Origin of the sequence: Fulvivirga ligni (genome assembly GCF_021389935.1) — a bacterium.
GTDB classification, from domain to species: domain Bacteria; phylum Bacteroidota; class Bacteroidia; order Cytophagales; family Cyclobacteriaceae; genus Fulvivirga; species Fulvivirga ligni.
In genome coordinates this window covers 4,069,982-4,095,173 of record NZ_CP089979.1, presented here as the reverse complement: position 1 = coordinate 4,095,173, position 25,192 = coordinate 4,069,982, and the positions used below count along the sequence as shown (strand labels likewise).

The following is a 25,192-nucleotide window of genomic DNA, read 5'->3' as shown; positions in this document are numbered from 1 at the left end:
ACTTACTTGAAACATAAACCTTAACAACCATGAATAACCTTAACCAAAACACCCTAAACCATTACCCACAATTGAGGCCGGGCTAGCAGCTCTGCAACTTCACCTTAACGAAATGTTGAATAATTAACTCAATTTGTATGAAAGCAATTTTATCTAAACCATGCTGCAAGGTGGGTTTGCTGATGATGAGCTTGCTATGTTTTCTCCTTCACTCTACTACTTATGGAAAACACAGCGACAACAATCTCAGCAGTAAAGGCCCAACTGATTACAGCTACAATACCTCAAACGCTACTTTAAAGACATTACTTTATCAAAGTGAGAGAACAGTAACAGGACAGGTTACTTCAGCCGATGGCTCGGAAGGAATACCCGGCGTAACGGTGCTTTTGAAGGGCACAGGCAGAGGAACTACCACAGATATTGATGGCAAGTACAGCATCAAAATCAATTCAAACGAAGCTGTGCTACTGTTTAGTTTCGTGGGCTTTGCTACTCAGGAGGTACCCGTAAATGCCAGGTCTCAAATTAATGTTAGCCTGAAAGAGGATATCACTTCATTGGAAGAAGTAGTAATTATAGGCTACGGAGAACAGAAAAAAGAGAGCGTGGTGGCCGCTATTACCCAAACTGATAGCAAGGCGCTGGAGCGCACTGGAGGTGTATCCAGTGTAGGAGCTGCTCTTACAGGTAACGTACCCGGAGTGATCACTACCGCCAGTACAGGGATGCCTGGAGAGGAAGATCCACTCATTTACATCCGTGGGGTGAGCACCATGAATAATGCTACACCACTGATTCTGGTAGATGGAGTGGAAAGGCCAATGTCCAGCGTAGCCATAAGTTCTATTGAAAGCATATCTGTGTTGAAAGATGCCTCAGCCACAGCAGTTTACGGTGTCCGGGGAGCTAATGGAGTTATCCTCATCACTACTAAACGTGGTAAAGAAGGTAAGGCCACCATCCGTGCCCGTGTAAACAGCACTGTAAAAGTGCCCTCCAAGCTGCCCGGTAAATATGATGCCTACGATGCCTTAAAGGTTAGAAATGAGGTGATAGAATATGAGCTGGCCATGAGTCCATCCAGCTGGAATGAATATTTACCTCAGGCCATAATTGATAAATACCGTAATCCTGCTAATCAAGAAGAAATGGAAAGGTATCCTAACGTGGATTGGGCCAATACGCTCTTTAAAGATTATGCCATGTCATACAATGCCAGCTTAAATATAAGTGGCGGGACCGAATTCGTTAAATATTTTGCTGGTGCAGATTTTCAGCGAGAAGGTGATCTTTTCAGACAGTTTGATAATAACAGGGGCTACGATCCTGGATATGGATTTAACAGGCTAAATGTACGCTCTAACTTGGATTTTCAACTTACCAACTCCACCAAACTCAGTGTAGGACTGGCAGGGTCGTACGGCGTAAAAAAAGAGCCCGTGGGGGGCGACCGGAGCAGAATATGGTATGTGGATCGCAGCTTATAGTAATGCTCCGGATGCCTTCCTTCCACAATATGCTGATGGAAGCTGGGGCTATTATGCGCCGAATCAGGGTAAAGCAGAAAACTCAGTGAGAACGCTGGCTATCAGCGGCGTGCAGTATAGAACAACCACTCGTTTAAATACCAATTTCACTTTAGATCAGGACCTGGAGAAGTTGGTCAAAGGCCTGAATTTCAGGGCCACAATCGCCTTAGATAATTCATTTCTGGAAGGTGACCGTGGCGTAAACGACCTCTATAATGATAATCAGCAAAAATGGATTGATCCGGTAACAGGATTGGAAACCTATAAAAACAGTTACGATAATAATAATCGCTTTGATTTTCAGGAAGGTATAAAATGGACTTCCGCACCGGGAACAGTATTGGATTATGCTTCTTATCGCAAGCTATTCTACCAGTTTCAGCTGAACTATAAAGTAAATCTGGCTGATAGACATGATGTTACTGCCATGGCTCTATTCAACAGAAATGAAAATGCCACTGGAAGTGAAATACCGCATTATAGAGAAGACTGGGTGTTCAGAACTACCTATGCTTTCGATAATAAGTATATGCTGGAGTACAATGGAGCCTATAACGGATCTGAGAAATTCAGTAAAGAAAACCGTTTTGCTTTCTTCTCATCTGGGGGACTAGGCTGGATCATTTCGAAAGAATCTTTTATGGAGTCAATACCATATTTGGACTTACTAAAACTGAGGGCCTCATACGGTGAAATAGGAGATGATAATGTGAACGGCAGATGGCTGTATTTAGACCAATGGTCGTACGGTGGCCAGGCCCGATTAGGATTGTCAGGTGAGGCTGCTCCGCAGAGTCCTTATGTGTATTATAGAGAAGCTTCCGTGGGTAATGATCAGGTGCAGTGGGAGAAAGTGAAGAAGGTCAATTTCGGATTTGACTATGGCTTTTTCAATGGCTTTTTAGAAGGTAATGTTGATTTTTTCAAAGACACCCGAACCGATGTTCTGATTACTGACAGGGCCATACCTTCTTATTTCGGAACCGCCGCTCCGGTAGCCAACTTAGGTAAGGTAGAAAACAAAGGATATGAAATAGAAGTACGACTTAACCATCAGTTTGGACAAAACTTGAGGTTATGGTCTAATTTCAACCTCACTCACGCTAAAAACAAGATTTTGGCTGCCGATGATGCTCAGTTATTACCAGACTACCAAAAAAGAGCCGGTAAGCAAATTGGTCAGGCCTATTCTTATGTACGCAATGGCTATTACAACTCGTGGGATGAAGTATATGGCAGCACTCAGCATAACACTAATGATAATCAGAAACTTCCAGGTAATTATAACATTGTCGATTATAACGGCGATGGCATCATAGACTCTTATGATAATATTCCTTATGGCTTTTCAGGTGCACCGCAAAACACCTACCATGCCACTTTAGGCTTCCAATGGAAAGGATTAAGTGGTTTTGTACAGTTTTATGGAGTGAATAACGTTACTCGCCAGGTGGTACTTACCAGCTTAAGTTCTCAAAATCATGTGGTGTATGATGAAGGCAGCTACTGGTCTAGAGATAACACCAATCCTGATGCACCTATGCCCAGGTGGCTATCTACACCTAGTGAATACAATAGAGCCAATCAGTACATGTTTGATGGTTCTTATGTGAGACTGAAAAATGCGGAACTGGCCTATACATTTAACGCCATTTCATCTCCCTGGATAGGGAAGCTAGGTTTTGAGTCATTACGCCTCTACATGAATGGTAACAACCTGTGGTTATGGACGGATATGCCTGATGATCGTGAATCTAACTTCGCCGGTACAGGCTGGGCATCTCAGGGAGCTTACCCTACGGTGAAAAGATATAACCTCGGTCTTAATCTCACTTTCTAAACCTACTAATCATGAATAAACTCATAACAGCTATACAGAGATGCAGTATTATTTTATGCTCACTTTTCATCATGACAGCATGTGAAGATTATTTGGATAAAACCGATGAGAGCATTATTTCTGAAGATGAAGCCTTTAAAAATTTCAATAATTTTCAAGGATATACTGAAGAGCTATACCACTGCATTCCGGACTTTACTAATGCTTATTGGACTAACTCCTGGAATTGGGGGGATGATGAGATCCAATCTACGGCTCGCAATTTCCATTTTGTATGTAAAATAGACGATGGAAACTTCTGGGGTTGGCAGTCAGAATTTGACGGCTGGGGTGCTGGTTGGATGAACCACCCTAATGCTGCTACTGATGATGATCGCTTCAATAAAGACCTCTGGAATATGGGCTGGTATGGCATAAGAAAGGCCAACCTCGGCCTTGCCAATATGGAGAAAATGACCGATGCCACCCTAGAGGAAAGAAATCTTGTAAAGGGTCAGCTTCTGTTCTTCCGAGCCTGGTTTCACTTTCAGTTTATGCAGTATTTTGGTGGCCTGCCTTATATAGATATGGTGATACCAAGCTCTGGCGAAAGCATGGCTATGGAGCGGCTAAGTTATCAGGCTTGTGCCGAAAAAGCAGCGCAGGATTTCAGAGAAGCAGCCGATCTTTTACCTACCGATTGGGATTTAACCACGGTTGGAGCCAATACTCTTGGTAAAAATGATCTACGTATTAATAAGATTATGGCTCTAGGGTACCTTGGTAAAAACTTACTCTGGGCTGGAAGTCCTCTGATGAATCAGGAATCTACCGGGAGCAGTACTTACAATGCTGACCTCTGTAAGAGAGCAGCAGATGCTTTTGCTGAGCTACTTCAATTATGCGAAAACGGTGAAGCACCTTATGCCCTGTTACCCTTTGAAGATTATCACGAGAACTTCTATACCACAGGGCAGGGATGGCAGATACCCGGCGGCTCTGAGGCTATATTCAGAGGCCCTTACTATGGTGCCAATGGTTCTAACTGGGGTACCAGTAAACAATATCAGCCGGCTCCTGTGCTGGCAGATGGAGATGTGAAATTCTTACCTACAGCCAACTACGTGGATAATTACGGCATGGCCAATGGCCTTCCCATCCAGGATATCACCCAGGCCGATGCTGAATCGGGCTATGACCCTGAATATCCCTGGAAAGACCGTGATCCCCGGTTTTATAATGACATAGTGTATGACGGAGTGAAGTGTGTCAAAGGTTCTATGCCGGAAGATGTGGCTGGAGATCGTTATGCTAATCTCTATTCTGGCGGCAGCTATAGAAACATAGGTACAGGAAGTCGTACGGGCTACTTGCTTTATAAATTCATTCCGATTACGGCCAATAAATACGATGACGGCTATGGCTGGGGAAACAATCTTAACATCCACATTCCATGGATGCGATTGTCAGATGTATATCTCATGTATGCAGAGGCAGCAGCCCAGGGCTACGGTTCATCGGCGGGCCAATCTCCAGGATATGCCAGAACTGCCGTAGATGCCATCAATGCAGTGAGAGATAGGGCAGGAGTAGGCCATGTGGCCGCTAAATTCCTGGGTTCTTTGGATGATTTTATGGGCGAAGTAAGACGAGAAAGAGCCGTGGAGCTCGCCTTTGAGAGGCACAGATTTAATGATTTAAGAAGGTGGTTGTTGCTGATCGAGAAGCCTTACACCCTTAAAAAATCAGTTGAGTTTGATAGGGCAAGCGTCATCAATACGGATGATCCCTCACAGAACAGGGTAATGAACATTCGGGAAGAAGTGATCCTGGAGAGAAATTTCAGCAGCAAGCATTATTGGCTTCCGCTGAAGAATTCTGATGTCAACCTTTACGCCGAGTTTCCTCAAAACCCGGGATGGTAAGCAGTACTATGATAAATGCAAAGACAATGAAGAAGATAAATATAAAGATCGGTATCACTGTGCTGCTCATGATTTTACCCATGCTGCTCATAGCTCAAAATACTGAAATGATCAACGTACAAGGAAAGGTGCAAAGTGCTAATGGTGAGGCAGTTCAGGGTGCTATCGTGGCCAGTGTTGCTGATAGCACACAGACACTAACAGATAGTGAAGGTGCTTTCAGTTTGAAAGCCTCAGCCAGCAACGAAATAACCATCACTGCTTTCGGTTTCATAACCCAAAGCTTTACTGCCTCTGCCAGTCCTCAGAATATATCTATGGAAGCAGATGCTGATGCCCAACCGGTTCAGATTGCCTATAGAAAAGTAAATGATGATGAATTATCCGGAGGCGTGGCAGTGGTGAATCTCTCAGAAATTATGGAAGAGAACTACATTACTTATCCTCTGGATGGTATTGAAGCATTTACTGGCGGATTCGCAGCAGGAAATATCTGGGGGTTGAATGACAATCTGATACTCATAGATGGTGTTCCAAGAGATGTGGGAAGTATAATGCCTACGGAAATAGATCAGATCACCTTCTTAAAAGGTGTTTCTGCTGTGGCTCTGTATGGAAGTCGTGGTGCCAAAGGTGTGATTTCCATTACCACCAAGCATGGCAAAGTGCATAAGCAGAAAGTTAGCGTAAGAGCCAATACAGGTATTTATACCCCAAAAAGATATCCAAAATATCTCGGTTCTGCTGAATATATGACCCTCTATAATGAAGCCAGAACCAATGATGGTCTAGACCCACTTTACAGTGATGAAGACATTTATAATCATGCTACGGGCGATAATCCGTATCGTTATCCTGATGTAGATTATTACTCACCTGAATACGTGAAAGATAGCTATAACAGGCATGATGCCACCATGGAGATTTCTGGTGGTAACGAGCTGGCGCGCTATTATACTAACGTTGGTTTCTGGACGGCCGGGTCGTTATTGAATTTTGGAGAAGCAGCTGATAATCAGACTCAAAGATTCAATCTGAGAGGTAATGTTGATATTAACTTAAGTGATTATATCACCTGCGGAATAGGTGCTTCGGCCATCTACTACAATGGTAGAGGGGCCAACGCCAACTATTGGGGCAGCGCCGCTACCATGAGGCCTAACAGATTTGCGCCTTTAATCCCCATCAGTATGATAGAAACTACTGATGAGATTACTTTACAGCAGGTAGCCAATAGTAACTATGTGATTGATGGTCAGTATTTGCTGGGCGGCTCCCAATTGGATCAAACCAATGCTTTTGCCAGCACCTACGCAGGAGGTTACAACAAGTATAATAGCAGACAGTTTCAGTTCAATACAAGCATTAATGCTGACCTTAGAAACTTGCTGGACGGGCTGAGCTTTAATACCAATTTTGGTGTTGACTATCAAACATCCTACAATCAGTCTTACAACTATAATTATGCTGTTTATCAGCCGGTTTGGAATAACTATGCAGGTTATGATCAGATCAGTAGCCTAATAAAATATGGAGAGGATTCTAAGTCTGGAGTGCAGAATATTAGTGATAGCTGGTACGCACAAACGGTGTCATTTTCAGGTCAGTTTAATTACTTAAAAAATATAGGAAACCGACATCATTTATCGGCTAACCTGATTGCTGCGGGCTTTCAGCAGTCATTTTCTGAAGAATATCATAGAACCAGCAATGTGAACCTGGGCCTACATCTTGGCTATGACTTTAAGGGTAAGTATTTCATAGATTTCAATGGAGCTCTCATTCATTCAGCCAAACTACCAGACGGTGAAAGAAAGGCCTTCTCACCCGCTGCTACTCTGGGCTGGCTGATTAGCGAGGAAGATTTTATGGATGGTGTAGCATTTATAGATCATTTGAAGCTATCAGTATCAGGAGGTGTTTTACATACTGATCTGGATATTGATGGATACTATCTTTATAAGAGTATTTATACCCAAACAGATGGCGCCTGGTACAGCTGGAGAGATGGTGCGCTCAACCGCACTACAGATGCCAGAAGAGGTGAAAACCCTGATCTTACATTCGCTAAAAGAAAGGAAATGAGCTTAGGCCTGGAGGCATCGCTACTAAAAAGGGTAATCACATTTAATGGATCATTCTTTATAAGTGAAATTACCGGAAATGTAGTAGAAGCATCGGTGCTTTATCCGAGCTACTTCAATACAGGATGGCCAGTTTCTTCATTCACGCCAGTGGTCAATTATAATAATGACAGACGTACTGGAGTAGACTTTAATATCAATTTAAATCAAAACGTTGGACCTGTAAGCCTGTCGTGGGGTGTTTCTGGCTTGTACCTGAATACTAAAGCCACCAAAAGAGCGGAGCTTTTTGAGGATGATTACCAGTATAGAGAAGGTAAGCCTTTAGACGCTATTTATGGGCTGGAAAATCAGGGGTTTTATAAAGATCAAGCAGATATTGAGAACTCGCCAGAGTCAGTATTCGGACAGGTATCACCGGGAGATATCAAATACAAAGACCAAAACGGTGACGGTGTCATCGATAATAAAGATGAAGTCTATCTGGGTAAAGCCGGATGGAGCGGAAGTCCATTGAACTTCGGAGTTCATCTATCAGCGCGCTGGAGAAATTTGACGCTCTTCGCATTGGCCACTGGCAGGTTTGGAGCTAAAGCCATGAAAAACAACTCCTATTTCTGGGTAGATGGTGAAGACAAATATTCTGAAGTGGTACGTGATCGCTGGACTGAAGAGACCAGCAACGCGGCTACTTATCCCAGGTTAACCACGCTAAATAGTAGCAATAACTTCAGGTCTTCTGACTTCTGGCTTTACAGCACTAACCGATTTGATCTGGCCAAAGTGCAGCTGAGCTATCAGCTGCCAGCAGGTATTCTGGGTAAATCTATGCTTAAAGAATTAGGTGTGTATATCAGCGGAGCTAACCTGCTCACACTGTCACCAGAGCGCGAGATCCTGGAGATGAATGTCGGCGGTGCACCCCAAACAAGATTCTATAATCTGGGTATCAAAGCCCTCTTTTAGTCAACGCTAACTTTGAACCGAAATGAAGAATAAACTCATAATATTAATCGCTGCTGTACTTATCCTATCAGGTTGCGATGACCTGTTTGAACCAGCCCTGGAGAACAACCGCGGTCTGGATGATATGTATCAGGAAGCTGAATATGCTCAGGGCATCTTGCTCAATGGTTACGCCAGAGTACCTACTAACGGGTGGTCATTTAATGATGTGGCCACTGATGATGCTGTCACCAATCAAAATGGCAATGATTACAGAGAGATCGCTACAGGTCAGTGGGCTGCTAATTTCAATCCGCTGAGCCAGTGGACCAATGCCAAATCAGGCATTCAGTACATGAACATCTTCCTGGCTGAGGTAGATAAAGTGGCTTGGGCTGAAAATGAAGAAGTAAGCGAGATGTTTAAAGACAGGTTAAAAGGTGAGGCTTACGGACTGCGGGCTATGTTCATGTACTACCTGTTGCAATCTCATGCCGGCTGGGGTTCCAATGGCGAGTTACTTGGTGTGCCCATCATCCTTGATCCTGAAACACCACAATCTGATTTTAATAAGAGCAGGGATACCTTTGAAGCTTGTATGCAACAGATATACAGTGATTTAGCTAAAGCAGAAGAGCTGTTGCCTTTAGATTACGAAGAGGTGGGTGATGTTAATGACATTCCCACTCAGTATGAAAATCTTGACAATTATAACCGTGTATTTGGTGAATATGCCAGATTAAGGATGACGGGCCGAATAGCTAAAGCCATAAGGGCACAGGCTGCTTTGCTGGCAGCAAGCCCCGCATACAGTGCTGGCAATAGCACCACCTGGCAAGAGGCTGCCAGCTATGCAAGAGAGGTCTTGAGCTTAAATAACGGTGTAGGAGGTATAGCCCCAACGGGTCACACCTGGTATGCTAATGCTGCCGAGATCAACGGACTTGCCTCAGGCGTGAACCCGCCAGAGATATTGTGGCGCAGCGATGTGGCAGAGAGCAACACTTTGGAACAACAGCATTTTCCGCCTACGCTCTATGGTGATGGCATGCTTAATCCCACTCAAAATCTTGTGGATGCCTTTCCTATGGCCAATGGTTATCCTATAAATGAGGCGTCAAGCGGCTATGATCCAGCCGCACCATATATAGATAGAGATCCAAGATTAAGACTTTATGTATTAGTGAACGGAGCCACTGCAGGACCAGGAGCCGTCACCATTAACACATCAGCAGATGGTACTACTAATGATGCGCTCAATCGCGTAGAAACCTCTACCAGAACCGGCTATTACCTGCGCAAATTACTACGCCAGGATGTTAACCTTAATCCTACCACCACCAACACGCAGAAACATTATAAAGCAAGAATAAGGTACACTGAGATCTATCTCGCATATGCCGAAGCGGCTAATGAGGCCTGGGGACCAATGGGAGCTGGAGATTATGGCTTTTCTGCTTATGATGTGATTGCCGCCATAAGACAGCGAGCAGGAATCAGTCAGCCAGATAATTACCTCGAGTCTATTAAAGGCGATCAAGCCGCCATGCGTGAGCTTATTCGAAATGAGCGTAGGCTGGAACTATGTTTTGAAGGCTTCCGCTTCTGGGATCTCAGGAGGTGGGACGAAAGCCTTACCGAAACAGCCCTTGGAGTAAGAATCGAAGGCAGTGATTTTGAAACTATCACAGTGGAAGATCGACTATATCAAGACTATATGCACTATGGTCCGGTGCCATACAGTGAAATATTAAAGTTTGATGCTTTAGTACAAAACAGCGGGTGGTAATTCATGATGTTATCTGATTTAAATACAGAAAAGATGAAAAATAACTTTATAAAAATATTCCTTCTTGTACTCATGGCAGGTGCATCTTCATGTGATAATAATGAATGGGAGTTTCCTGATTATGAGTATCAAAGCATATACTTTGCTTATCAATATCCGGTCAGGACCATTACCCTGGGTGAAGATATTTTCGATACCTCACTGGATAACCAGCACAAATGTATGATCATGGCTACCACTGGTGGTGTCTATGATAATGATGGTGATGTTACCATAGACATAGCGGTAGATAACACACTTTGTGACAACTTGCTTTTTGAAGAAGCTGGGGATGATGTTATTCCAATGCCTGCTTCTTATTATGAGCTTGCCGCTGATCACATCATTATTCCCAAAGGGCAGCTGTCAGGAGGGTTAGAAGTACAGCTTACTGATGCCTTTTTTGCTGATCCTATGGCACTTAGTAATAACTATGTCATCCCGCTGGTAATGACCAATGTGTTACAGGCAGACACTATCTTATCAGGTGTTTCGGTAGTAGAAAAGCCAAACAGAACAGTTCCCACAGATTGGAGTGTTCAGCCCAAAGATTACATTCTTTATGCGGTGAAATATGTGAACCCCTGGCATGGAAACTACCTCAGAAGGGGTGAAGATGTGATAGAAAGGGATAATGAAACAGCAGAAACCGTGGTCCGTCACAAAGAGTACGTAGAATATGACGAAGTGAAGAAGTTGACCACCACCTCCCTTAACCAGGCTCAGTTGCCATTGGTATTTAAAAACACAACGGGTGAAAATGTAAATATTGACTTGCTATTGTCTTTTGATGAAGATGGCAACTGTAGTGTAAGCACCAATTCGTCCACTTTCTCTGCTTCTGGCAGCGGCAAGTTTGTGCAAGACGGCGAGAAAAATAGCTGGGGTGAAAAGGACAGAGATGCCATTTACCTGAGCTACGAGATTGACTTCAATGATATGCAGGTGTCCAGCACTGACACCTTAGTGTTGAGAGACCGAGCCGTAACTTTTGAGACATATATGCCTGTAAATAAATGATTTACTACAGCCTAGATATTAATTAATATGAAATTTAAATATAGAAATATTGTATGTGGCTCATTGATATTTGTCAGCATGGCCTGTGCAGATAATGATCCATTGGATTTTGATGTAGATAAGCCTGAAAGCATAGCCCAGCAAGAGGTGATAGATGCTTATAACCCTTTAAAGGAATATGTAGGCAGAGATGAGAATCCTCATTTTAAGCTTGGGGCCGGTGTGTCATTAGGAGAATATAATGATCAGGGCGTAATGTATCGCCTGGTGAATAATAATTTTGATGAAATCACTATTGGCTATGCCATGAAACACGGTGCTATTGTGCAGAATGACGGACACCTGGATTTAACAGGAGTGAAGAAGTTAGTAGAATTGTCGGCTGCCAATGATGTATCTATCTACGGACATACATTATGCTGGCATTCAAACCAAAATGCCGAATTCCTAAACAGCACCATAGCTCCGGTAGTAATCCCTGGTGATGGTGGACCAACCTGGGAAGAGGTGACCAGTAATGATTTTGAAAGTGATGATGCCTCTAATTACCTGGGTAACAGCAATGCAGTAATGAGCTTTACTGCTGATGGTGAGGGCGCTAATAGCACAGGCCGGGCCTTAAAAGTGACCAATGCTGAGGTCCGACCCAATGATTGGGATTGCCAGCTGTTTATCACCTTTTCGCCCGAAACGGTGGTGGGCGAGCGGTACACCTTCAGTATGGATATTAAATCAGATGCTCCGGCTACCTTTCCTACGCAAGCGCATACCGTGCCTTATGCTTATAAACATTGGAATTTCTTTGGTTCACTAAGTTCTACCACCGAATGGACCACTTACACCAGTGAGATTACCATAGCTGATAACACTTCAGGCGTCACAACCATAGCCTTCAATCTGGGTGCTACGGCCACTAACTATTACTTTGATAACATGAAGTTGACCAGGTACAATGAAGAAGGAGGGGTGCTAATAGAAGAAAAGACACCAGAAGAAAAACGTGATACACTTACCTATGAGCTAGAGCGCTGGATTGCTGGAGTTATGGAAGTAACTAAGAGTAACACCAAAGCCTGGGACGTAGTAAACGAGCCCATGGATGATGGTAATCCGTACGAGTTAAAAACAGGCATTGGCCGTGACGACTTACCTGCTGACAACTTCTTCTGGCAAGACTATCTGGGTAAAGATTATGCAGTCGAAGCATTCAGATTAGCCCGCAAATACGGTAATGAGGGCGACATATTGTTTATCAATGACTATAACCTTGAATACAATTTAGATAAATGTAGAGGTATAATAGAATATATTAAATACATTGAAAATCAGGGAGTTGTGGTTGATGGTATTGGTACTCAAATGCACATTGGTCTGGATTCTAATAAGGATAATATAGCTGAGATGTTCAAGCTACTGGCTGCTACTGGTAAGATGATTAAGGTTTCTGAATTAGATGTGAGGCTTCGCACCTCAGATCCCTCATGGGAGCTACTGCAAGAGCAGGCCGCCATGTATAAATATGTAGTCGATATGTATAACCAATATATTCCACCTGCACAGAGGTATGGCATAACCGTGTGGGGCATTACCGATAGCCCGGAAGATAGTTATTGGCTACCTGGTGAAAGCCAAAGTCTATGGACACTGGATTATGAAAGAAAGCCTGCCTATGCCGGGTTTGCCGATGGCTTGCAGGAATTAAAATAAACAGTAAGGTTAATTAAGAGTGGCATCTCCGGGTGCTGCTCTACCTTAATCTACCACAATGCATATAGTTACTAATGCGATTTTATTCTAGGAAAGTTATTTCATAAATAACAAGTGTATTATTTACACTTTATATATATTTATAGAATAACGTTTTAAACTCATGAATCGCTACACCTATACCTTTCTTATTGCTGCTCTGTGTCTAATTTTTGATAGCCTTTCGGCCCAAAATAGGACTGAGCTGTTCCCTCTTTCCGATGTTCAATTATTAGATGGCCCTTTCAAACATGCCCAAGATCTTAACGTTAAGACTTTACTTGAATATGATGTCGATCGGCTGCTGCATCCCTTTTTAGAAGAGGCAGGTCTAAAACCTAAGGCCGCTGGTTTTGAAAACTGGTCGGGTCTGGATGGCCATGTGGGTGGGCATTACCTTTCTGCCATGGCTATCCATTATGCATCTACCGATAATGAAGCATGCCTTCAGCGAATGAATTATATGCTGGATGAGCTGGAGCGCTGTCAGAAGCAAAATGCTATATCACATCCGGAATGGGGCAAAGGTTATGTTGGGGGAGTGCCTAATAGTGAAGGCATATGGTCAAGGGTGAAAAAAGGAGAGGTAGCAGCGGTTTGGGATTACTGGGTGCCTTGGTATAATGTTCATAAGATATATGCCGGCCTTAGAGATGCCTGGTTTTATGGCAAAAGTGAAAAGGCCAAGGTTGTGTTTCTTCAACTCTGTGATTGGGGCATAGCCCTGACAGAAAACCTCTCTGATGAGGACATGGAGCGCATGCTGGCCAACGAGCATGGAGGCATGAATGAATCATACGCTGATGCCTATGCCATCACCGGCGATAAGAAATATCTCACAGCGGCCAGGCGGTTTTCTCATAAAATGCTGCTTAATGCCATGGCTGAAGGTAAGGATAACTTAGACAACCTTCATGCAAATACCCAAGTGCCAAAAGTGGTTGGCTTTCAGCGTATTGCTCAGGAATCTGGCGACGAAAAATATGCTGCTGCAAGTGAGTTCTTTTGGAAAGATGTAACAGGCGAACGCAGCATTGCCATTGGCGGTAATAGCCGAAGAGAGTTCTTTCCCCCAGCTTCCAATACTATCGATTTCATTAATATGGTAGAAGGGCCTGAATCATGTAACACCAATAACATGCTGAAGCTCACCAAAGATCTCTATGAGAGCGATCATCAGGTGAAATATGTAGATTTCTATGAGCGAGCCTTATATAACCATATACTTTCCACTCAGCATCCTGTTCATGGCGGTTATGTGTATTTTACGTCCGCAAGACCCAGACATTACCGGGTTTATTCGGCTCCTAATCAAGCCATGTGGTGCTGTGTAGGTACAGGTATGGAGAATCACGGCAAGTACGGCGAATTTATCTATGCTCATCAGGATAACAAGCTCTTTATCAATCTTTTCATTGCTTCTGAATTATCCTGGAAGGAAAAAGGCATTACTTTAAAACAAGAAACCAGTTTCCCAGATCAAGAAACCACAACCCTGACCATCACCAAAGGATCAGCTGACTTTGATATGCAGATTAGATATCCAAGTTGGGTCAGTGATGGCCAAATTCAAGTGGTCGTGAATGGAAAAACAATTGCTGTAAAGGCTAAACCAGGTCACTTTATAAGCATAGCCAGGAAGTGGAAGAAGGGTGATCAGGTAAAGCTGACTTTACCCATGCACACCACAATGGAACCGTTAATAAACCTGCCAGATTATGTTGCCTTTCTTCATGGACCTATTGTGCTGGGCGCCAAAACTGGTTCAGAGGATTTAGCCGGTCTGGTAGCCGGTGCTGGTAGGTGGGAGCATATCGCTCATGGCGAGCAGCTGCCAGTAACAGAGGCTCCGATCATTGTGGAAGATGACAAAAGTGGAGTTGTAAATGAAATAAAGCCTGTGCAAGGTGCTGATTTAGAGTTTACTACGGCCAATTTGAACCTTGCCAATGTGTCGTCAGCACTAACGCTGGAGCCATTTTTCAGAATTCACGACTCTCGCTATATGATGTATTGGATGGTCACCTCAAAAGAAGGATATACCGCCATGCAGGACTCCCTGGCTGTATTGGAAGCAGAACGATTAGCCCTGGAAAAAAGAACATTGGATATGATAATACCAGGCCAGCAGCAGCCGGAAGTTGATCATGGTTTAAAAACTGAAAACTCAGAAAAAGGTGTTCACCTGGATCAGTTCTGGAGAGACGCCAAAAATGGTGGCTATTTCAGCTATGAGCTAGATACACAAGGAGAAACGGCTCTAGCTTTAAGGGTACTTTATTGGGGAAATGAAAGAGGTGAAAGGCATTTTGATATTCTCATTGACAATGAAAAACTGGCCAGTGAGGATCTGTCAGCTAAATGGAATGCAGAAGAATTTAAACCGGTAGAATACCGGATTCCAGCGGGCATGTTAGAGGGTAAAAAACGCATTACTGTGAAATTTAAAGCCGATAAAAATGCCGTAGCAGGTGGCGTATTTGGCGTAAGACTGGTGAGGCAGGACAAAGGCTAATTTAAAAATCAACTCATGAAAACTAAACCTAATCAAAAATGCCTGTGGCTTCTATGCCTGGCGTTGTCTATATCAGTGACCACTAAGGCGCAGAAAATGCATAGCGATAATGGTGACGGTACTTTCACCAACCCGGTGATAGCCTCAGACTTTCCTGACCCGGATGTGATTAGAGTAGGAGATACCTATTACATGGTTTCCACCACAATGTTTATTTTTCCGGGTGTCAGTATAATTCAATCAAAAGACCTTGTGAATTGGGAATATTGTAGCAATGCGGTACCCAGATTTGAAGAAAGCCCATGCTACGACCTTGACAGCTGCAGCCGCTACGCTCACGGTCAGTGGGCCACCAGCTTGAAATATCATAATGGAAAGTTCCATCTTCTATTTATCACGCTGGATGAAGGCGGCTATCATCTTACTGCTGATAAAGCTGAAGGTCCATGGAAAATGGAAAAACTACCCAAAGGCTTTTATGATCCAGGCCTTTTCTATGATGATAATGGTAAAATCTATGTTGCACATGGTTATGGCGATGTGAAAATTACTGAGGTAGACGAGAACCTCAGGGCCATTAGCAAAGATTCATTAGTTTTCAAAGGAAATATCAGAGGTGGACTGGAGGGCTCTCATGTATATAAACTCAACGGCTATTATTACTTATACGCCACTTATGGCGGTCGGGATGGTATTCAGGTGGCGCTGCGCTCAAAGAACATCTGGGGGCCTTATGAGCAAAAAGTAGTCATTAAAGATCTTAATCCCGGACCCACTTTTGGGGTGCATCAGGGCGCTCTGATTCAGACGCAAACCGGAGAATGGTGGACCATGCTATTTGTGGATAGTGGCCCGCTGGGTCGGTTCCCTTCGCTGCAACCTGTAACCTGGGTAGATGGCTGGCCCATGGTGGGCGAAAACGGCCGCGGAGTGATCACTTACCGAAAGCCTGATGTTGGAAAGACCTATCCTGCAAAAACTTTTCCCACTTCATCAGACTTTGATCAGGCTGAGTTGGGGATGCAGTGGGGCTGGAATCATAATCCTGATGATAGCAAGTGGTCATTAAAAGAACGTAAAGGCCATTTAAGACTGCACACGGCCAGCATTACCACTGATCTTAAAATGGCCAGGAATAGCTTGACTCAAAGAACCTGGGCCTATTATTCTGACACCATTCCAAGCACTGCAATTACCAAACTAGATGTCAGTAAAATGGCAGATGGAGATGTAGCCGGACTGGCTATTTTTCAAGATCCATACGCTTATGTGGCGGTGAGAAAAACAGGGAAAATGTATGAGTTAGTCATGATGAATAATGGAGAGATTATTGAAACCATCCCTCTCAAGAATGAAATCGTTTACCTCATGGCTCAGCCGGATTTCGGCAGTGGAAAAGCCTCTTTTGCTTACAGTTTCGATAATCAGAGCTTTACTAAAATTGGAAATGATCAAAATATGCAGTTCAAGCTCAATATATTCACTGGCAACAAGTACATGCTCTTCAACTATGCTACTAAAAGCCAGGGCGGTTATGTAGATATTGACTGGTTTAAAGTGGATCCCACCATTGGTTATATCCCTGAAAAAGGGGAGACATTAAAGCTTTAGCCATTATGATCAATAGGAATAAAAGCTTAATCATGGCCTTCGGCTTACTGCTCTTACTCATCATAGTCGGGTTCGATGTGATGAAGGAAAAAGAGAAATCTACTGTTTATTTAAAGGATGCCCTGCAAGACAAGTTTTATATAGGAACGGCCTTAAATACTGACCAGATCATGGGCAGAGATACTGCTGCCATGCAGGTGGTGAAGCACCATTTTAACGCCATAGTAGCTGAAAACTGCATGAAAAGCGCCAATATCCAACCTCGGGAGGGCGTGTTTAATTTCAATTTCTCTGATCGTTTTGTAGCCTTCGGTGAGGCTCAGAACATGTTTATTAACGGCCATACACTGATATGGCATTCACAGGCACCAAAATGGTTTTTTACTGATCAGAACGGTAATGATGTTTCTCGGGACGTACTGATCCAACGCATGAAAGATCATATAACCACCGTAGTAGGCCGATATAAAGGACGCGTTCATACCTGGGATGTAGTGAATGAAGCTATTTTGGATGATGGCTCATTTCGAAGGAGTAAATTCTATGAGATAATCGGTGAAGAATTCATCTCATTGGCCTTTCAGTTTGCTCATGAAGCCGACCCTCAGGCCAGGCTTTATTATAATGACTATTCTATGTCCAACCCTGGCAAGCGAGCAGGTGTGGTGGCGCTGGTCAAAAAGTTGATGGCAGCTGGCATTCCTATCGATGGCGTAGGCATGCAAGCACATATTGGTCTGGATCATCCTTCATTGTTGGATTTTGAGCAAAGCCTGCAGGCATTTGCAGATCTTGGCGTAAAGGTGAGTATCACGGAATTGGATCTTACCGTGCTTCCATCAACATGGAAAAACAGGGGAGCAGAGGTTTCAGATCAATATGAATATCAAAAACAAATGAATCCATATGCTGAGCAGCTACCAGACTCGATCAGTAAAAGCTTTCACGAGCGTTATGAAGCCTTTTTTAAGCTATTTCTGAAGCACCAACAACACATAGAACGCGTAACACTATGGGGCGTGAATGATGGCCATTCATGGAGAAATAACTGGCCAGTAAGAGGACGTACAGACTATCCATTACTCTTTGATCGTCAAAACCATGCAAAGCCTATTGTTCTGTCCATTATTCAAATTGCCAATCCATAATTATGCACACGTTAAGATATATTCTGCTGTCCATATTCATTAGTATTTCTTTTCTCATACAGGCGCAAAAGGCAGAAGTAAAAAGTCCTGATGACAAACTCAAAGTAGATGTTGAATTAAAGCAAGGAAACCTATTCTACAAAGTATGGTACACTGATCATTTAGTGCTGGAAGAATCTCGTTTAGGTCTGAAAACCAATCTGGTTAACTATGCCGAAAACCTGAGTTGGGAAGGAGAAGAACTTAATAACTTGGATTACACTTATCAGCAAGAGAAGATCAAGAGGTATGATAATCATTATCAGGCAAATCAACTGATTTGTAAGCTCAAAAACAGTGATCAAAGGCCTATACATATCATTTTCCAGGTCAGTAATCATAATATTGCTTTCCGTTATTTTCTGCCCCATACAGAAGATCCTGTAGCACTGGTGGTAGAGGAAGAATTGACAAGCTTCAACTTCTTGCCTGAGGCTAAAGGCTATTTATCGGCCCAGTCTAAACCAATGGTAGGTTGGCAGCGCACCAAGCCTAGTTATGAAGAACCATATCAAGTAGGTCAAGACATAAATACAGTTTCACCAAATGGCAATGGCTACACCTTTCCGGCACTCTTTCAATCCGGTAGTGAATGGATTTTAATCTCAGAAACAGGAGTAAGGAGCCTCTATTGCGGATCGCACCTCAGTGATCCTGATGATGAAGGGAATTATCAAATAGCCTTTCCTAACGTTGGTGAAAATAATGGTTTTGGAAGCACTGGTGCCGCCATAGGCCTTCCGGCATATACGCCCTGGCGAACCATCACCGTAGGACAAAGCTTAAAGCCTATTGTTGAAACTACCATCCCTTACGATGTTGTGGAGCCGCTATACGAACCCTCCCAGAAATATGAATATGGTAAGGGCACCTGGAGCTGGATCATGTGGCAGGATGGAAGTATCAACTATGAAGACCAGAAGAAGTATATAGACCTCTCTGCCAGCCTGGGCTATGAATATGTTTTAATAGATAACTGGTGGGACAAATATATTGGCTATGATAGAATGGAAGAGCTTATCCAATATGCTGACTCTAAGCATGTTTCAGTTTTCCTCTGGTATAACTCTAACGGCGCCTGGAGTGATGCTCCACAAACGCCGAAACATAAAATGAAAACGTCCATTGCCAGAAAAAAAGAGATGAAATGGCTGCAGGAGCAAGGTGTTAAAGGCATTAAGGTGGATTTCTTTGGTGGCGATAAACAGGAGACCATGAGGCTATATGAAGATATCCTTTCAGATGCCAATGATTATGGATTGATGGTAGTATTTCATGGTGCCACCTTGCCCAGGGGCTGGGAGCGGATGTACTCTAACTATGTAGGTAGTGAGGCAGTTTTAGCTTCTGAAAATCTGATGTTTAGTCAGGCATTTAATGATATTGAAGCTTTGAATGCCACGCTTTACCCATTTATCAGAAATGCAGTGGCCAGTATGGAATTTGGTGGGGTAGTGCTCAATAAAAGGTATAATAAAACCAATGATGGAGGTAATTACCGAAGAACTACTGATGCTTTTCAGCTGGCCACCGCGGTTTTATATCAAAATCCGGTTCAGTTTTTTGCGCTGGCTCCTAACAATCTGGAGGATGCCCCAGGATTTGCCATTGATTTTATGAAAGAAGTGCCTACCACCTGGGATGAAACTTTGCTTTTAGATGGCAGCCCGGGTAAATATTGTGTTATGGGCAGAAGAAGTAACAATAAATGGTATATCTGCGGTGTAAATGCTCAAAAAGAAGCTATTAATTTAAAACTTCACTTTCCCATGTTGGCCGGAAGTGAGGTGGAGTTTTATGGTGATGATAAGCAAGGATACAGCTATCATAAGTCAGTTCAGGTGAAAAAGGATGGACTTTTGAAATTTACCATTCAGCCTCAGGGAGGTTTGATCTTTAAACAACATTAGAAATTTAGAGGCTGTCTCAAAATAGAAATGATGTTCCTTTTGAGACAGCCTCCAGGCTAAATTATTGCTTCAAAAGCCTCCAGGATTTTACCTGATCCTGAGATTTTAACTTCACAATATAAATTCCTCTCTGTAAGTGAGATATGTCTATCTCATGAGCACCTGACGGCAATATTATTTGCTTTATCATTGCTCCATTCAAATCATAAATCTGAAGATCACTATTCAGGTCTTGCTGTCCGGATACTTTTACATGCAGTACGTTACTGGCCGGATTTGGAAACAGCTCAGATTCACCTATTAGCCCAGAGGTATTCTCAGAGGCCTTCTTCGCCAAAGCATTACTACTTCCAAAGCTGATGTAGCCATTGCAATGCAACCACTCACTATAACTACCACCACAAGAGCTGTTTTGCCAAACCCCCGTATTAGTAGCTTGATTTTCAGCCTGCAGTGTACTGTTATTTACCTGTATATAATCTATTCGAGCGTCTCTGCCAGTGCCGTCATTATCAAACTGTACTCTGATTTCACCTGATGCTGTAGTAGAGGTGGTATAGGTCTGTAGAGAGGTAGATAGAGTCCAATTGGCCACCACCTGATTATTCACTAGCAGGTTAATGTGCTCTGTGCCTGCCGTGCCCACTGCTCTTACACTAATGCTTGTTCCGCTAGATCCACCGCTGTAGGTTATAGTACCATTACAGTGCAGCCATTCGCTATAGCTGCCACCGCAAGAGCTGTTCTGGTACACGCCCGTGTTGGAGCTCTGATCTTCTGACTGTCGGGTGGTGCCGTTTACCTGAATATAGTCTACCTGCACATCTCTTCCGCTGCCATCATTGTCAAACTGTACCGATACGGTGCCTGTGGCGTTAGTGGTGGCTGTATAATTCTGCATGGAGGTGCCTAGTGTAAACGAGCCAACAATGGTATTATTCACCCTTACATTGATATGTTCGCTGCCGGCGGTACCCCTGGCTCTTACAGTAATGGTTTCAGAGCCGCCACCACCAGTGTTATCATTTACATAGTTCATAAGCCACTGTAATGCCGGCCTTTGTGTACCTCCCTGAGTGATGAGCCATGCTTCTGATTCCCACATGGTACCTTGAATGTAGCCCCATAGTGTGACACCAGCTACGTTAGGGTTTTCCCAGAAAATAGGAAATTTCTGCTGATAGCGCTGCAATTGTTGTGAGTCAGTACCTCTCATATCCAATTCTGATACATAAATAGGCAAACCAGCATTGTCAAGGATACCTAGCACTTGGTTCATTGTACCGGTAGATACATTATCCATGTTGAAGGAATGACATTGAATACCAATACCATCAATTAAACCTCTGGCATTCAGCAGATTTACTATCTGCATATAGTTGTTGGCTTCAGTAGGATTACTGATGATCCCATATTCATTCAACAGTAGTTTACATCCGCTAGGAGCATATTGACGGGCCAGCTGAAAGGAAGTGATTACCCAGTCCCAGCCAGTGGATCCGCTGCCGCCAAGAGCATTTCTGTAACCGGCCGGAGCATGCAGAGGCTCGTTCACCACATCAATATAGTCGGTACCAGGATAGCGCTGAAAATAGTCTCGAATCCATTCTTCTACTTCAGCGCGCTGGTCGCTCTGAGATAAGCCTCCGATCCATGAAGGTGCCTGACTACCCCAAACCAGCGTATGGCCCTTAAAAGGCAATCCATTTTGGTTAGCAAAGTTGTAGGCATTATCCAGGGCTCCCCAATTATAGTTGTCTCTACTGGGTTCTGCGCTGCCCCATTTGCCTGAGTTTTCTGGTGTTACCTGATTCCAAAACTGTGTGAAATTAGAAGGCGCGCTGTTCTGGTAGATGTTACCTAAAAACTTCTGGGCTCTCGTATTTGTAAATGAAATAGTAATTAAAAATAAAGGCAATAAGACCTTGATATATAGCTGATTATAAGTTTTCATAAGTTGTAAATTTAAGTTTAAAGATGAGTTGGATGAGCAATCAGTAATTACGGATAATGCCCAGGTCATAAGGTATCTGATAATAGTCTCCATAGTTGCCGCTAGGTACACCCTGAATGATCATTTGGCACCTGTTCAGGTCGTTAACCTCAAGTAGCTCATTGCTGCCCGCACGGATTACTTCTACATGGGACACCTCATCTGTCCAATGGTCAGATAGATAGTTAAGGTCATTGCGATGGGCCCATTCTTCTGATACTTTGGTCCAGCTGCCACTCAGGCTAGAGGCTCGCCATAACTCCTGATGGCGGGCTATATCTTCCACCACCATGTAAAACTGACTGTCAGCCAGGTTTTTATAGACATGAGGGGCCTCAAATGTATTAGTAGCCACGGTGGTAGGAGAAGACCAGTTATAGGGGAAGTCTGCTATGCTGGTGCTCCTTCTTTTAATACTTCGCGAGCCGTCCTGAGCGGAATAGAAGCAGTAGACTCGGCTGCCGTCAGAAATTACCCAGAAGTCGATGCCATCTGAAAAGCCCATAGATCTGACCGCTGTCCAGCCAGATGGATTGCCTACATCGGTATTTGTGGAAAACGATGCGCCAACACCACTTTGGTAAATGAGAAACCACTTGCCCTTGGCACCAAACCAAAAAACCTGAGGAGCACAGAAGTAGCCACCACCGTTGATGGCACTTAAAAAGTTGTGACTGGAGTTGGCTAAACCAGCCAAAGAGGTGGCTGAGGCATATCCGGTACGCCAGTAGCTGTTATCCCTGCCGGTATAGAATAGGTGATAACGGCCTCCTGAATAGACTATACTGGGATCCTTCACGGCTATATCATCAAAAGCGCCGCTGGGTCCGTCAAAGAACACTCTGGATTCCACATTCCAACTGGGGTTAGGGTTGACAGCTCCGCCACCACCTCCTGAACCCGGTGTGCTACCGAAGCTTATGCTGCCATTGCAATGTAGCCACTCGCTCTTGGAACCACCACAACTGCCGTTTTGCCATACGCCGGTATTATGGCTGCGGTCTTCGGCCTGTCGCCAGTCACCATCTACAGATAAATAGTCGATTTGCACATCTCTGCCGCTGGCATCATTATCAAATTGAACAATGATATCACCCTCGAGCTCGCTGGAAAACCAGTAGTCAGCCATGGCAGTAGAGGTAAGGGTAACACTGGAAACAGTCTGATTGCCAATTTTGAAGTTGATATTGGCCAGACCATCGGTACTACGTGCCCGAAGCCGGTAAGGTGTTACAGCCGCCTGCTGTACATCGCTCTCTACACTTTTAAGTGTGAGATCACTCTGGCAGCCTGCGAGGAGCAGGCCGGCACTCAGTAATAGCATTAGTTTACATTTCATAAGGTTTAAAAATTTAGATTGAACATATCCCAAATTAGTGGACCCAATGATGCTTATACCGAAGAGATGATACTATGAATACAACAGATGATGCATTATTTTATATTTAACAATCGATTGCGTAAATGATCATTTAAATATGAGCTCATGTTTGCCTTTTGCTGATAATGTCTGGTAGTGAGAAGGGGAGAGGCCGTATTTTTCTTTGAAACATTTGCTGAAATACCAGGGAGAATCAAAGCCTACCATATAGGCTACCTCAGAAATATGGTAAGTATCATCATTTAAATAATCCAAAGACCTATTTAACCTGACATTGCGAATGTATTGCGTGGCGGATTCTCCAGTATGAGCCTTTATTTTCCGGTATAACTGACTTCTGTTCATATTCATTTTACTAGCTAATTCAGCTACACTCAGTTTACCATCAAGTATGCCCTGCTCTATGTTTTCGTTCACCATTTTGAAGAACGCTAGTTTTCTTTCCGATGATGTAACTGACTCATTGTGAGAAGATTCCAGCATTATTTGATTCACCTTCAAAAAGTGAATAGTCTCTCGGTTTTTATGAAGATCCTCCTTCCTGTTCTTTCTTCCCAGGGACCGCAAGAGCCCTTTAATAAACAAAGTAAACCGATAGAAAATAAGAGGAGTGAATAGAACACCCAACAATATTGAAAGGCCATAGATGCCCTTAAATGTAAAGCCAAGCCAGCACAAAGTAGCGTATATTACATAGTCCATCACGTTTAGGTTGAGGTGTGATTAAGCATGAGCGCTTATTCTAAGTTATCCAATTTTAGAGTGGAATAAATGCAATGAAACCCATTATGCAAGCCAATGTTACCTAGCGAAAAGTAATTGTTACAGGGTTAGATATATAATTTTATGTTGGAATGGTTAGATTAGGCTGGAGAAGAAATAGAATCAATTATCAAATACAAGAAGTCTAAACTCATGGATATATAAGAATGAAAGAAGTAATTATAGCAGTAGTAATATCGGGGCTTGTTTTCTTGACTTTCCTCGTCACTCTTGTGTTGGGCTTCACAAATAAGAATAAGAACTTAAAACTGACCTCTTGGCTTTTGTTTCTTGCGTTTATTGGCTGTTGCAGTTGGACTGGATATAAAATTGTTAGTAAAACGTATAACAGGGTAGTTGAAACTTTTGAAATGAGAACTGGGGATGAGATTTATGACGCATTATTTGATCAGAGAGAAACAGATTGCATTGAAATTTTGGATTATCAAGACCAGGTTATTCCTAAGATAGATTATGCGATTTGGCTTCATTTTAAAACATGCCCAAAAGAACTCAATAGGATTTTAGCAAAACACGATTTTAGTGGAGAGAAACTATCAACTGAGAATTGGAATGGCTCAATTCAACTTGGCGAGCTAGAGTGGTTTAATCCATCCACTTTGGGAGATACAATAGTGTTATTCAAATATTCGACCAACGACAGCAGAAATGTCCAAACCATTTGGTCTAATCTTGATAGTACCGAGGTGTTCGTGAGAGATATATTTGACTGAAATGAATCAAGCCCTAGTTAGATGTATGTATAAGCCTACTAGTTATTCGAAATTTTACAATGATTAAGAGTGTCTCTGACACGGTATTGATTACACGAACGCCAACAGTATGTACCAACCATGCCTCTTGAAAATGTGCTTGGGAGCTTGTTATTCCGAGTGCCAAATTGAAACACAAAAAAGCCGGCCCGGCTGGTGCA

The 25,192-nt window shown here is 43.2% G+C and carries 15 protein-coding genes; 12 read left to right on the top strand and 3 right to left on the bottom strand.

Annotated elements, in window-relative coordinates; translation table 11 throughout:
• The first annotated feature begins 137 nt into the window (after positions 1-137).
• From LVD16_RS17255 to LVD16_RS17205, 11 genes are all read left to right on the top strand, one after another.
• Positions 138-1,490: a SusC/RagA family TonB-linked outer membrane protein gene (locus LVD16_RS17255; RefSeq protein ID WP_233769523.1), complete on the top strand. Its 1,353-nt coding sequence runs from the start codon at positions 138-140 to the stop codon at positions 1,488-1,490.
• Positions 1,471-3,372 carry a SusC/RagA family TonB-linked outer membrane protein gene (locus tag LVD16_RS17250; RefSeq protein ID WP_233769522.1) on the top strand — a complete coding sequence of 634 codons (1,902 nt, stop codon included), beginning with the start codon at positions 1,471-1,473 and terminating at the stop codon, positions 3,370-3,372. The genes LVD16_RS17255 and LVD16_RS17250 overlap by 20 nt, the downstream gene beginning before the upstream one ends.
• Positions 3,373-3,383: 11 nt before the next feature.
• Positions 3,384-5,276, top strand: a complete 1,893-nt coding sequence (locus LVD16_RS17245; RefSeq protein ID WP_233769521.1) for a RagB/SusD family nutrient uptake outer membrane protein — start codon at positions 3,384-3,386, stop codon at positions 5,274-5,276.
• Positions 5,277-5,302: 26 nt separating this feature from the next.
• Positions 5,303-8,326, top strand: coding sequence for a SusC/RagA family TonB-linked outer membrane protein (locus LVD16_RS17240; RefSeq protein ID WP_233769520.1), 3,024 nt, complete (start codon positions 5,303-5,305; stop codon positions 8,324-8,326).
• Between the two features lie 22 nt (positions 8,327-8,348).
• On the top strand, positions 8,349-10,094 hold the full coding sequence (locus LVD16_RS17235) for a RagB/SusD family nutrient uptake outer membrane protein (RefSeq protein ID WP_233769519.1): 1,746 nt from the start codon (positions 8,349-8,351) through the stop codon (positions 10,092-10,094).
• 33 nt (positions 10,095-10,127) lie between these two features.
• Positions 10,128-11,153 carry a DUF5627 domain-containing protein gene (locus tag LVD16_RS17230; RefSeq protein ID WP_233769518.1) on the top strand — a complete coding sequence of 342 codons (1,026 nt, stop codon included), beginning with the start codon at positions 10,128-10,130 and terminating at the stop codon, positions 11,151-11,153.
• Between the two features lie 27 nt (positions 11,154-11,180).
• Positions 11,181-12,860: an endo-1,4-beta-xylanase gene (locus LVD16_RS17225; protein ID WP_233769517.1), complete on the top strand. Its 1,680-nt coding sequence runs from the start codon at positions 11,181-11,183 to the stop codon at positions 12,858-12,860.
• A gap of 163 nt (positions 12,861-13,023) precedes the next feature.
• Complete coding sequence (locus tag LVD16_RS17220) at positions 13,024-15,414, top strand: glycoside hydrolase family 127 protein (RefSeq protein ID WP_233769516.1); 2,391 nt, start codon at positions 13,024-13,026, stop codon at positions 15,412-15,414.
• A 15-nt stretch (positions 15,415-15,429) separates the two neighbouring features.
• Positions 15,430-17,025 (top strand): glycoside hydrolase family 43 protein, encoded by a 1,596-nt coding sequence (locus tag LVD16_RS17215; RefSeq protein WP_233769515.1) that lies wholly within the window; start codon positions 15,430-15,432, stop codon positions 17,023-17,025.
• Positions 17,026-17,030: 5 nt separating this feature from the next.
• Positions 17,031-18,173: an endo-1,4-beta-xylanase gene (locus LVD16_RS17210; RefSeq protein WP_233769514.1), complete on the top strand. Its 1,143-nt coding sequence runs from the start codon at positions 17,031-17,033 to the stop codon at positions 18,171-18,173.
• A 2-nt stretch (positions 18,174-18,175) separates the two neighbouring features.
• Entirely contained in the window at positions 18,176-20,122 is a 1,947-nt protein-coding gene (locus LVD16_RS17205) for a glycoside hydrolase family 97 protein (protein ID WP_233769513.1), read from the top strand.
• Between the two features lie 61 nt (positions 20,123-20,183).
• On the opposite strand, the gene LVD16_RS17200 is transcribed toward LVD16_RS17205, so the two are convergent.
• The 3 genes from LVD16_RS17200 to LVD16_RS17190 form a co-directional block, all read right to left on the bottom strand.
• Positions 20,184-22,076, bottom strand: coding sequence for an endo-1,4-beta-xylanase (locus LVD16_RS17200; protein ID WP_233769512.1), 1,893 nt, complete (start codon positions 22,074-22,076; stop codon positions 20,184-20,186).
• 40 nt (positions 22,077-22,116) lie between these two features.
• Complete coding sequence (locus LVD16_RS17195) at positions 22,117-23,454, bottom strand: non-reducing end alpha-L-arabinofuranosidase family hydrolase (protein WP_233769511.1); 1,338 nt, start codon at positions 23,452-23,454, stop codon at positions 22,117-22,119.
• Positions 23,455-23,583: 129 nt separating this feature from the next.
• On the bottom strand, positions 23,584-24,198 hold the full coding sequence (locus tag LVD16_RS17190) for a helix-turn-helix domain-containing protein (RefSeq protein ID WP_233769510.1): 615 nt from the start codon (positions 24,196-24,198) through the stop codon (positions 23,584-23,586).
• Between the two features lie 227 nt (positions 24,199-24,425).
• On the opposite strand from LVD16_RS17190, the gene LVD16_RS17185 reads away from it, so the two are divergent.
• Positions 24,426-24,992 (top strand): hypothetical protein, encoded by a 567-nt coding sequence (locus LVD16_RS17185; RefSeq protein ID WP_233769509.1) that lies wholly within the window; start codon positions 24,426-24,428, stop codon positions 24,990-24,992.
• Positions 24,993-25,192 lie beyond the last annotated feature (200 nt).